Origin of the sequence: Bacillus sp. NPDC077411 (genome assembly GCF_044543425.1) — a bacterium.
Lineage (GTDB): Bacteria > Bacillota > Bacilli > Bacillales > Bacillaceae_G > Bacillus_A > Bacillus_A bruguierae.
This window is the reverse complement of the sequence record NZ_JBITWA010000002.1, coordinates 49,792-61,386: the sequence shown is the minus strand read 5'-3', so window position 1 is coordinate 61,386 and position 11,595 is coordinate 49,792. Positions and strand designations below refer to the sequence as shown.

General features: G+C 37.6%; 14 protein-coding genes. 4 read left to right on the top strand and 10 right to left on the bottom strand.

The features are described 5' to 3' along the window. Positions 1-131 precede the first annotated feature (131 nt). Positions 132-578, top strand: a complete 447-nt coding sequence (locus ACIGHG_RS03675) for a MarR family winged helix-turn-helix transcriptional regulator (RefSeq protein ID WP_090913999.1) — start codon at positions 132-134, stop codon at positions 576-578. Between the two features lie 24 nt (positions 579-602). Here the strand turns inward: ACIGHG_RS03675 and ACIGHG_RS03670 are convergent, their stop codons facing one another. The 7 genes from ACIGHG_RS03670 to argC all read right to left on the bottom strand — a co-directional run bounded on the left by ACIGHG_RS03670 (position 603) and on the right by argC (position 6,637). Next, positions 603-761, bottom strand: coding sequence for a hypothetical protein (locus ACIGHG_RS03670; protein ID WP_336471340.1), 159 nt, complete (start codon positions 759-761; stop codon positions 603-605). A gap of 54 nt (positions 762-815) precedes the next feature. Beyond that, positions 816-1,367 carry a DUF2062 domain-containing protein gene (locus tag ACIGHG_RS03665; RefSeq protein ID WP_090913997.1) on the bottom strand — a complete coding sequence of 184 codons (552 nt, stop codon included), beginning with the start codon at positions 1,365-1,367 and terminating at the stop codon, positions 816-818. A 103-nt stretch (positions 1,368-1,470) separates the two neighbouring features. Next, positions 1,471-2,421 (bottom strand): ornithine carbamoyltransferase, encoded by a 951-nt coding sequence (gene argF, locus ACIGHG_RS03660; protein WP_396547253.1) that lies wholly within the window; start codon positions 2,419-2,421, stop codon positions 1,471-1,473. 13 nt (positions 2,422-2,434) lie between these two features. Continuing rightward, a complete protein-coding gene (locus tag ACIGHG_RS03655) occupies positions 2,435-3,589 on the bottom strand; it encodes an acetylornithine transaminase (protein ID WP_396547251.1) in 1,155 nt (384 codons plus the stop codon). Further along, positions 3,558-4,352, bottom strand: coding sequence for an acetylglutamate kinase (gene argB / locus ACIGHG_RS03650; RefSeq protein WP_396547249.1), 795 nt, complete (start codon positions 4,350-4,352; stop codon positions 3,558-3,560). Before argB ends, ACIGHG_RS03655 begins: the two co-directional genes overlap by 32 nt. An 11-nt stretch (positions 4,353-4,363) precedes the next feature. After that, positions 4,364-5,587, bottom strand: a complete 1,224-nt coding sequence (argJ, locus tag ACIGHG_RS03645; RefSeq protein WP_336471336.1) for a bifunctional glutamate N-acetyltransferase/amino-acid acetyltransferase ArgJ — start codon at positions 5,585-5,587, stop codon at positions 4,364-4,366. A gap of 12 nt (positions 5,588-5,599) precedes the next feature. Then, positions 5,600-6,637 carry an N-acetyl-gamma-glutamyl-phosphate reductase gene (gene argC / locus ACIGHG_RS03640; protein WP_336471335.1) on the bottom strand — a complete coding sequence of 346 codons (1,038 nt, stop codon included), beginning with the start codon at positions 6,635-6,637 and terminating at the stop codon, positions 5,600-5,602. A 629-nt stretch (positions 6,638-7,266) separates the two neighbouring features. On the opposite strand from argC, the gene ACIGHG_RS03635 reads away from it, so the two are divergent. Beyond that, on the top strand, positions 7,267-7,452 hold the full coding sequence (locus tag ACIGHG_RS03635; RefSeq protein WP_336471334.1) for a YqzH family protein: 186 nt from the start codon (positions 7,267-7,269) through the stop codon (positions 7,450-7,452). Between the two features lie 61 nt (positions 7,453-7,513). Next, the gene (locus ACIGHG_RS03630; protein ID WP_336471333.1) at positions 7,514-7,882 is read left to right on the top strand and encodes a hypothetical protein; all 369 of its coding nucleotides are present in this window, start codon (positions 7,514-7,516) and stop codon (positions 7,880-7,882) included. Between the two features lie 23 nt (positions 7,883-7,905). On the opposite strand, the gene ACIGHG_RS03625 is transcribed toward ACIGHG_RS03630, so the two are convergent. Together ACIGHG_RS03625 and ACIGHG_RS03620 are read right to left on the bottom strand one after the other, a co-directional pair. Beyond that, positions 7,906-8,700: an SDR family oxidoreductase gene (locus ACIGHG_RS03625; protein ID WP_336471332.1), complete on the bottom strand. Its 795-nt coding sequence runs from the start codon at positions 8,698-8,700 to the stop codon at positions 7,906-7,908. Positions 8,701-8,709: 9 nt separating this feature from the next. Then, complete coding sequence (locus ACIGHG_RS03620; RefSeq protein ID WP_336471331.1) at positions 8,710-9,660, bottom strand: MBL fold metallo-hydrolase; 951 nt, start codon at positions 9,658-9,660, stop codon at positions 8,710-8,712. 171 nt (positions 9,661-9,831) lie between these two features. Between ACIGHG_RS03620 and proI the strand changes: the two genes are divergently transcribed. After that, positions 9,832-10,668, top strand: coding sequence for a pyrroline-5-carboxylate reductase ProI (gene proI / locus ACIGHG_RS03615; RefSeq protein ID WP_336471330.1), 837 nt, complete (start codon positions 9,832-9,834; stop codon positions 10,666-10,668). A 35-nt stretch (positions 10,669-10,703) separates the two neighbouring features. Here proI and sdaAA read toward each other — a convergent pair whose 3' ends face one another. Continuing rightward, positions 10,704-11,582 (bottom strand): L-serine ammonia-lyase, iron-sulfur-dependent, subunit alpha, encoded by an 879-nt coding sequence (gene sdaAA / locus ACIGHG_RS03610; protein WP_396547245.1) that lies wholly within the window; start codon positions 11,580-11,582, stop codon positions 10,704-10,706. Positions 11,583-11,595: the final 13 nt, after the last annotated feature.

Genomic DNA, 11,595 nt, shown 5'->3' with positions numbered 1-11,595 from the left:
AATGAGTTTATATAGTTGAACCAATCGGGTCCTTACAGGCGGTTTTTTACCTTAGATTCACAAAAAAATCATTCTATTTTTATAACGTTATGTTTTTTTGTTACAATAAGAACAGAAGGGGGGCCTATTATATGGATTCACGTGAGTGGGAACGCATCATTGATCATCTCCTTTCGCTAGTGCCTCTTTTTTATCGCAAGTTTATGCTTCCTGGAGAGTTCTCTTCTCAGCGACATATGCCGCCATCACATACACAGGTGTTATTGTTATTGCATGAGCGAGATACATTAGCAGTTTCAGAAATCGGCAAACGGTTAGCTATTTCAAGACCGAATATGACACCATTGCTAAATAAACTCATTCAAGAAGAACTTGTAGAGCGCCATTATAGCGAAAAAGATCGGCGTGTTATTTTAATGTCTCTTACAGCTGAAGGAAAATCATTAGTTAATCAATACAAACAATTCCTTTTAGGAAAGCTAAAAGAAAATTTACAAACGTTATCTGCAAGCGACCGGGAACAATTGACCCATTCATTGCAAACAATCCAAAATTTAATTATGAAAGCAAATATATAAAGCTGCTTCTAACTCGAAGCAGCTTTATGTTTCGTAATAATTTCCGTAATATACATTTGAATACGGCCAAGTAGTTAAATACGGTTTACTTTCTTGCGATGGTTGCACAGTCTGCCTTATATACGGGACATGATAATACAAAACACGCGGATAGTATCTTGGATCATAATAAGAAAAAAACATCAGCTTTCCTCCTTTTTAGAAGCATATTCAAAAAGGAAATTTGATGTGCATTCATTACAGTTGTGCAATGGGTCTTTTTATTTGTTTCTTTCTTTTCGTCAATCGTAATTTGCGGTTTTTCTCGTATAAATAGTGCATAACAAAGTAAGCAATTATGCCGAGTCCAATCCCTAAAATCGTCATACCTATTATTACATATACTTCACTTTGTAACAGGCTTCTTAAGATTGTTAACCCATTACTTGAAAAAAAGTCTCTTATTGTATAATGGTGAAGTGGGATTTTTTTTACCTCAAAAGGATAAATGAGTTTTCCTAATGCATGCGCAAAAGGAATTAACAGAACAGGTAAAAATGTTAATTTCCCAATAATATTACCGATAACAGCTGCAGGAAACGAACCTTTCAGTAATCGAACAAGTGGATAAAAAATAAGATATACGAGCGAAGCCGTATGAATAACTAGCATCTCCATTCCAAAACCAACAGCAAATCCTCGTGATACATTTTTCGCGCCTTCTGGTGCCCGTAATAATTTATAATAATTTAACTTCATTCCTCGCCAAATACGTTGAAAGAATGAATATGTTTTCTTATTTACTCGCATCTACATCATCTCTCTTATATTTTTCTGTTCTTACTATTATAAAGTATGTAAAGAGAAAATGCGAAATCTAGATAAGACATTTGGAACAAAAAACAACCTCCTATTATGAAGAAGGTTGTTTTTCTTGTAATAAGCTGGATAATAATGCCTTTTGTACATGCAGGCGATTTCCCGCCTGCTGAAACACAATTGATTGTGGGCCATCAATGATTTCTGAGGTTACTTCTTCTTCGCGATGAGCTGGTAAGCAGTGTAAGAAACGATACGTTGATTTTGCTTCTTGAACCAGTTTCTCGTTTACTTGATATGGCTGAAACAATTTATATTTCTCTTTATTATCTTCTTGCCCCATACTCATCCAAACATCTGTATAAATAAAATCCGCTTCTTTGACAGCCTCTTTTGCATTATATGTAATGTCAATTTTAGCTCCTGTTTTCTGTGCAATTTCGATTGCACGTTTCACAATTTCTTCATTCACTTCATACCCTTGAGGCGTTGCAACTGTAATGTTCATCCCTACTTTCGCACTCGCAATGAGCAGTGAATGACAAACATTATTTCCATCACCAACGTAAGTAAGCTTAATATTTTGAAATGTATTTACTTCTTCATAAATCGTCATTAAATCTGCCAGCGCTTGACACGGATGATGGTCATCTGTTAATCCATTAATAATAGGAATTGTTGCTTCTTTTGCTAATTCTTCTACTTCCTTATGTGAAAATGTTCGTATCATAATTCCATCTATATATTGTGATAGTACTTTTGCAGTATCCGCAATACTTTCCCCTCTTCCAAGCTGAAGTTCCTTACCGTTTAAAAACATACCATGTCCCCCAAGCTGAATCATTCCAGCTTCAAAAGATACACGTGTACGAGTAGAATGTTTGTCAAAGATTAATCCTAAGATTTTACCATTTAAGAGTGGTAATGTTTTTTCTTTTTTTACATACATCGCAAACTCAATAATTGCAATGATTTCTTCTTGTGTTAATTCTTCTAATGTTAAAATATCCTTTGTTTGCAGTTTTGGTACAGACACTGTTTGCATACAAATTCCTCCTTTATTTTAGTAGTGCTTGTTTGCATACACGACTCATCATATGCACCGCTTCATCTATTTCTGCTTTCGTTACAATAAGCGGCGGTAATATACGCAGTATATTGGGTCCAGCTTGTAAAACGAGAAGGCCTTCTTTCTCTAACGCTCCTACCAGTGCACTAACTTCTCCTTTGCAAACAACTCCAATCATGAGCCCTTTCCCGCGAATATCAATGATCCACTCCATATCCCGAAACGCTTCTTGTAATTTCCGTAAAAAATACGCTCCTTTTTCTTGTACTTCTTGCAAAAAAGAAGGCTGTGAAACAATTTGTAATACTTCTTTTGCAGCTGCCATTGCAATAAAATTCCCGCCAAACGTCGAGCCATGTGTTCCTGGAGAGAAAACGGATCCTAGCTCTTTTTTACCAAGCATCGCTCCAACCGGAATACCATTTCCAAGCGCTTTTGCGACTGTAACAATATCAGGTGAAATTCCCATTTGTTCATATGCAAATAACGTCCCTGTTCTCCCCATTCCGGTCTGCACTTCATCGACGATGAAAAGTGCACCGTATCTATGACATAATTTCTCAATCTCACGTAAAAATGGAACATCTGCTGGAAGAACACCGCCTTCTCCCTGTACAATTTCCACCATAACGGCTGCAATTTCTTCATTCATCGCTTCTTGAAACGCAGTAATATTATTAAAAGGAAGGTGTAGAAAACTTGGAAGAAGTGGTCCAAATCCATCATGAATTTTAGATTGTCCTGTTGCACTCATTGTTGCAAAAGTTCGTCCATGAAATGATTGTCTGCACGTAATCACAACTGATTTCTCTGTATACTTACGTGCTAACTTCAACGCTGCCTCATTCGCTTCCGCTCCGCTATTACAAAAAAATGCATAGCATAACTCTCGTCCCTTTGTTAATAACTTAGCAACTTCTTCTTGTACTGTATGAGGAAATAAATTTGAAATGTGCCATATTGTTTGTAATTGCTCTTCAACAGCATTTACTACCGCTGGATGACAATGCCCTAAATTGCATACCGCAATTCCAGAAGTAAAATCTAAATATTGCTTTCCTTGTTTATCTGTAACCTTTGTGCCGCTTCCGTTCACAATTTCAATATTCCGTCTACTGTATGTTGGAAAAACATGCTGCCCCACCACCTCTCCCCCCTTTTGTTACTGTTGTGCCAATCCACTCTCCTTTATTTGTCAAAAAACATTGTGTACCGTTCACAATTACAACATCCTTTACACCTAGTTCCAATGATGTCAATGCAGCTTTCACTTTCGGAATCATTCCACCGGTAATCGTTTCCTTATCTATAAGCTCGAGAAGCTGCTGTTCATCTACTTTCTCAAGAAGCTGATCCTTGTACATAACGCCATCTACATCTGTAATAAAAATTAATTTTTCCGCATTGATTGCTGTCGCAATTGCCGCTGCTGCTGCATCTGCATTCACGTTATATAACTGTCCATCCATTACTCCAACAGGTGCAACAACAGGAATAAACTGATTTGCTAACAAACATTGTAATAGCGCCTTTCGAACAAATTTCACTTCACCGACAAAACCAAATTCTGCTTCTAGCGGAGCAACTTGCAATAACATTCCATCACAGCCAGATAATCCAATCGCTTCAAGTTTTTGTTCATTTAATTTTGAAACAAATGTCTTATTCGCACTGCCGCATAATACCATTTGTACAATTTTCATTACCTCTGCTGTTGTCACACGTAATCCATCTTTCTTTTCAATCGGAATACTTAATTTGTTTAGCATCCCATCAATTTCAGGCCCACCACCATGAACAACAATCACATCATACATTTGCGCAATTTGTTTCATACATTGAAAAAATGTTTCACCTAAACGAGCCAACATACTGCCGCCGCATTTTATTACAATACGTTCTCTCATCTCTTCTCTCCTTATGTGCGATAACAAGCGTTAATTTTTATATATTCATAACTTAAATCGCATCCCCATGCTCTTCCGCTTGCCTTACCTATATGAAGGTATACATCGATAACAAGCTCTTCTTGTTGCAGCATTTGTTTCATCTCCTCTTCTGAAAAACATTGAGGTTCACTATTCTTTAACACTGCAATTGACTGAATAGAAATATCAACCGCATGTGGTTCAATCACAATGCCGCTTTGTCCAATTGCACTAATAATCCGCCCCCAGTTTGCATCCTCACCGTATACAGCAGCTTTCACAAGATTGGAGCCGACAATTTGCTTCGCAATCCTATTTGCTTCTTCTACAGTTCGCAAGCCATGCACATTTACTTCAATTAACTTTGTTGCCCCTTCTCCATCTTTCGCAATTTGCTTTGCTAAATCTTCACATACCTTTCCAAATGCGAGTAAAAACTTCTCCCATTCTGGATGTTCTTCGCATATTTCGGTTGTATTGGATAACCCACTTGCCATAACAAGTACCATGTCATTTGTAGACGTATCTCCATCGACTGTAATTTGATTAAATGTATGATTTATAACTTGAGATAAAGCTCTTTGTAATGTTTCACTTTCTATATTCACATCAGTCGTAATAAACCCGAGCATCGTTGCCATATTTGGATGAATCATTCCTGATCCTTTTGCAGCTCCGGCAATCACAACCTCTTTCCCTTCAATTGAAAACTTGTAACATGATTGTTTCGCAACTAAATCTGTCGTCAAAATTGCTTCATAAAATGATGTCGCAATCTCTACTTCTGTTGATGGTTGTAACGAAGAAATACCACTTCGTACTTTCTCCATTGGTAGAGGCTCTCCGATGACGCCTGTAGACGCTACCGCAACGTAATTCTCATCTATATGAAACTGCTTAGCTGCTAATGCACGCATTTCATATGCATCCTGCAGTCCTTTTACACCTGTACAAGAATTCGCATTTGCACTATTCACAACAATAGCCTGTAATTTTTGCTTAGCAGCAATACCTTCTTTCGTCACGATAATAGGAGCTGCTTGGAATTGATTTTGCGTATAAACAGCCCCGCAACTCGCCGGTATTTCACATACGATGGCTCCCATATCTTTTTTCTCTTTTCTTAATCCCGCATGAATTCCAATTGCTGCAAATCCTTTTGGTGTTACAATTGAACCGTTTTCTATCTTCGTACATAATACTGTTTCAATCATGCTTTATCCCCCTTACGGATACAACGGCATAAAGTGTAAATTCTCCGTCTCTTCTACCCCTGCTAATATATTTGCATTTTGCATTGCCTGCCCCGCCGCCCCCTTCATTACATTATCAATGACTGCAACAATCGTAATTCGTCCGGTTCGTTTATCATAAGCCGTTCCGATGTCACAAAAGTTAGATCCCCTTACTTCTTTCGGACTTGGAAAAACTCCCTTTTCTCGTATTCTTACAAACGGTGAATGACAATAGCTTTCCTCATAAACCTGCTGAAGCACATCATCTGTTATCTCTTGCTTCGCCTTTGCATAGAGCGTAACCATAATCCCTCTCGTAATCGGAATCAGATGTGTACTAAACGTAATTGGTTTCATGTTCTCATCCCATTCCCCCAACATTTGCTCAATTTCTGGGATATGCTGATGTTCATTTACTTTATAAATGTATAAATTATCGTGAATTTCTGGGAAGTGTGTCATATTTGTCGGCGTCTTTCCTGCTCCAGAAACTCCTGATTTCGCATCAATAATAAGGGAATCCACTTCAATAATTTCGTTTTTTACTAATGGAGCTGCCGCAAGCAAAGTAGCAGTTGCATAACATCCTGGATTCGCAATTAAGTTTGCTGTTGCGATTTCGCTTTTTTTCCACTCCGTTAATCCGTACACCGCTTGTTGCAATACTTCTTCTTTTGCAGCTGTTTTTTTATACCACTCTTCATATATAAAAGGCTTTTGAATTCGAAAATCTCCTGATAAATCAATAACTCTTACACCAGCCTCTAGTAAACTCGGGGTCAAATTCGCTGACACTCCAGCAGGCGTTGCTAAAAATACAATATCTGTTTCTTTCGCAATCTCTTCAACATCTACCTCTGCTAATGTATGAGAAACAAAAGTAGATAAATGAGGATATGGTGTTGTCATGAATTCTCCAATTTGCGAAAAAGAATGTACCGATGTCACTGTAAAGCTTGGATGATGTGTTAATAACCGCAAAAGCTCAAGTCCTCCATATCCGGTTGCTCCAATAATCGCCGTTTTCATAATTCCTCCTCATTACCTTTTTGATTTAAATATGATTATAATGTTGTATATTTATAGAGTCAATTAAATATTTATAAATTTATGAACAATAAAAATCAGCGTTAAAAAGTCATTTTACTAATAAAACTTTTACAACGAGTGAATTTTTATACACAAATAAAGATATAGAGATTTTCTTTTGAAATTCAAGTACAATAAAGTGAAACTTCCATCAGTGGAGAGTTTTTTCATCTCCCACTGATGGAAAGCCCGTCCAATCGGGCACATGCCAGCAGTTATCCCCCACCTATCTTCTTTAGAAAAGCGGAAGCGGCTCGCTCAGAAACGCAGGACGCCCACGCCCCTGACAAAGAGGCGCTTTTTGCCTCGTCGGAGGGGGCGAAACGACCGGAGGTTCTAGCCGCTAGAGCTGGACAATGAAGAAAAGTGGAAGTGGCTCGTCCAGAATGTGAGGGGGATGGAGCTTCTGATGTAGAGGTGTATTTTACCTCGTAGGAAGAAGCGAAGCCACCGAACATTCTAGCCACTGGAACTGGACAATACTCTCTCTGAATCTTGAGGTAGGGGTCTTACTGCCCACAAATAGCGGGATAAAAACAATACATATATACATGTAGGTGGGAAAAATCATGAATGAAAAATTAATAAAAAAAATGGTTACTAAAAGTTTTCAACAATATCAATGTACGCCAACTTCACAAGAAGACTATGAAACGCTCATAGTACGTATTCAAAATATTATTTCTAACAATACGGAAATTGATTTATATGAGGCTGTAGAAGATGCCGTGTATGAGTATATTACGTTATCGTAAAAAAACGAGAAACTTATAACATGTTAAAGGATTATGAAGCATGAAAAGGAGGTTATAAAAAATGAAAAGAATTTTTATTCTTCTCGGATTACTTACGTTCTTTTTAGCAGCTTGCCAAAATAATACCATGAACTTCACAGACATTTATCCTCATATTCATGTAACAAAAATAGAAATAACGAAAGGAAATGGAGAAAATACGATTATTACAAATCAAACACATATCGACGAATGGATCAATCACATGCAGTCTATTACATTCGCACTTGAAAAAAACCAAGAAAAAAAAGTCGGATATTTATATTCCGTAAAGATGTATAACAAAGACGAAGAAGTAGGCAGTTTCACGACTTCTAAAATTAACGAATATTATTACAAAGAAAATACTGAATTAGTATCAGCCATAGAAGATTTAATCAATAAAAAATAGGAGATTCTCAAATAGAGAATCTCCTATTTTTTACTTAATGATTTTCCAGCAACACGTTCGAATAAACCAGGAAACAAGGAAAAGACAATTGGTCCTAAACTCATCCATTTCGGTAAATTCACTTCACGTTTTTTTGTTTCAATCGCTTTTACAATTTGCTGTGCTACATAGTTTGGTTTTAATATGTAACGTTCGACACTTTTTACGTATGTACCAGATTCATCAGCTATCGTATGAAAGTCTGTATCAATTGGACCTGGATTAATTGCTGTTACAGTAACGTTTGTATTTGCAAGTTCCATGCGCAAGCTATTTGTAAACCCTAACACCGCATGTTTCGTTGCTGCATATGCACTTGATTTCGGCGTTGCAATTTTCCCTGCTAGTGAAGCGATATTCACAATATGTCCGCTATTTCGTTCAATCATATAAGGTAAAACTGCTTTCGTACACGCTACTAAACCGAATACATTTACATCAAACATATCCTTTACTTCTTGCACAGATGCATCGACAAACGTTTTAAACACACCAAAACCAGCATTATTGACTAATATATCAATACTCCCTATATCTTGAAGCACTTGTGTAAAAACAAGTTCCACTTCTTCTTCATTACTTATATCCAAAACATAATAATGACAAGAAATATGATATGTTGTTTCGATTTTTTGTTTGAGCGCTCGTAATTTTTCTTCTGTACGAGCGATTAGTACAGGAATTGCACCGCGCTCCGCTGCTTGCATTGCTAACTCTTCCCCAATTCCACTTGAAGCTCCTGTTATGACGATTACTTTATCTTGTAAGCGCCTATTCATGGCTGTCACCTACTTTGCATAGTAAATCCATTGCTCTGATGACTTATCAATCATCACCTGTTGATTATATGCTAAAAAGTCTAATTGTCCAACTGTTTCAGAGATTGTAAGCGGCAACTGCTTTTCATATAGCACAGGAAATAGTTTAACGCACACTTCAAATGCTGTCATCGGTTGTTTCTTTAATAAATTTAACACTTTAAATGCACGCGCCTCTTGTTTTTGTAGACGCTCATTTACCAATCTTTTCACATCAATAATATCATCCCCATGCCCAGGTAAAACACGTGAAATATTCATACGAGCTAAGCGTTTTAATGTTTCATTGTACTGCAGCATCGGCTTTGCTCGCTCTGTTTCTCCTTCATATGGCGGTTCTAAAATCGGATTAGAGGAAATATGTCCAATCAAGGCATCACCACCAATTAGCAATCCATCCCTTTCACGATATAAAGAAATATGGGTAGAAGCATGCCCTGGTGTTTCAATCACTGTAAATTCCGGCACCGAAGCAATGCGATCCCCTTCTCTTACAGTATGTGTAAGAGAACGTTTACAGGAGTATATCATTGTTTTCGTTAGCGATGCACTTTGTTTTAAAAATGTTTCTGGAACTCCAAATTGTCTAGATGATTCTAAAAAGAATTGCTGATATCGCTTTAGAAATTGCGGATCTTGCGTAATCCACGGTTCATTCCATGGATGGCCCACAATATTTGTTTGATTAGAGAATATATCCAATAATCCGCAATGATCTGCATGGTGGTGCGTCAGTACAACTGTTTCAATATCTTCTACCTTATATCCTAGTGCATTTAGTTGCTTCTCTAATGCTAATCTCGCTTCTTCTGTATTCGTTCCTGTATCAATTAATGTAAGTGTTTCTCCCTCTACTAAAAAAACGTTAACTATTTCTACCGCAAATGGAACAGGAATTTCCATTCTATGAATAACTGTCATACCTTTATGCCTCCCCTATTTCACCGTTTCAAAAAAATGAATCTTCCTTCAGTTTACATCTAACATGAAAATTTGTCATTATTTTCAGATAAAAAGAAGGGATTTTCTACGAAGAGCCGAATGTATGTAAATTTAACAAGTTATTCTTATATACATAAAGGGGGACACATCATGTCATTACAAAGAATTGCTTTTGTCGGTGCAGGCTCAATTGCCGAAGCGATGATTGCTGGATTATTACAAGCCCAAGTTGTAAAAGGAGAACAGATTACTGTTAGTAATCACTCTAATAAAAGAAGACTACAAGAGTTGCATCACCGTTACGGTGTACATGGTACACATAATAAAAAAGAGCTGATCGCTAACGCTGATATTATATTTTTAGCAATGAAACCAAAAGATGTTGCGGAAGCTCTTACTCCATTACGAGATTACATTACGAAGAATAAATTAATTATTTCATTGCTAGCAGGCGTATCCACGGCCTCTATTGTCAATTTACTGAAAAAAAATGTTCCTATTATTAGGGCAATGCCAAATACATCATCAGCAATTTTAAAATCAGCTACTGCCATTTCTCCTTCTGTTCATGCAAAAGAAGAGCATATATTGCTTGCAAAAACGCTTTTTGAAACAATTGGTCTTGTGTCTGTTGTAGAAGAAAAGCATATGCATGCTGTCACCGCTTTATCAGGAAGTGGCCCAGCTTATATTTATTACGTTATAGAAGCAATGGAAAATGCAGCAAAGCAAATTGGCTTAGAGGAAACTGTAGCAAAATCACTTATTCTCCAAACAATGATTGGTGCCGCAGAGATGTTAAAAACAAATGAAAAGCACCCTTCTATATTAAGAAAAGAAATTACATCGCCAGGAGGAACGACAGAAGCTGGCATTGAAGTGTTGAAAAGCTTTCAATTTCAAGAAGCACTTATTCAATGTATTACAGAAGCAACAAAACGTTCTCACGAGCTTGGTGAAACATTAGAGAAGTTTGTAAATGAATAATAAAAAACCCTTGCTGAGTAAGCAAGGGTTTTTTATTATTCACTTTTCTTCCCAAAAATTTCTTCCTGTAAACGACGTCCTGTCGGCGTTGCTGCAAGACCGCCTTCTGCTGTTTCACGAAGCGCACTTGGCATCGTTTGTCCGATGCGATACATTGCTTCAATTACTTCATCACACGGAATCATACTCGTTACACCAGCTAATGATAAATCAGCTGCAATCATGGCATTTGATGCACCAGCTGCGTTACGTTTTACACACGGTACTTCTACAAGTCCTGCAACAGGATCACATACTAATCCAAGCATATTTTTAAGTGCAATACTCATTGCTGTTGCTGCCTGTTCCGGTGTACCTCCAGCCATTTCAACAGCAGCTGCAGCCGCCATTCCACTTGCTGAACCAACTTCCGCCTGACACCCACCAGCTGCCCCGGCAATGCAAGCGTTGTTCGCTACAACCATACCAAATGCACCAGCTGTAAATAGAAATTCAATCATCTCTTCACGCGTTGGGTTTAATTTTTCTTTTAATGCAAATAGCACACCTGGTACCGTTCCCGCTGAACCAGCTGTTGGCGTTGCACAAATAATCCCCATTGCAGCATTTACTTCATTCGTTGCAACAGCTTTACTTACTGCATCTAAAATTGTATCCCCAGACAAACCTTTTCCACTTTTCATATACGCCTGTACTTTCACTGCATCTCCACCAGTAAGTCCAGTCGGAGATTTCACACCTTGAATTCCGCGTTCAACTGCTTTTTCCATTACAACTAAATTTTTTTCCATACCAGCGATTACTACTTCACGAGAAAGGTTTCTTGTTTCCATTTCACATTGAATCATAATCTCTGCAATTTTTACATTTTGCTCTTCTGCTTGTGCAACTAGTTCCGCTACATTCCGAAACATGTTGTGTCCCCCC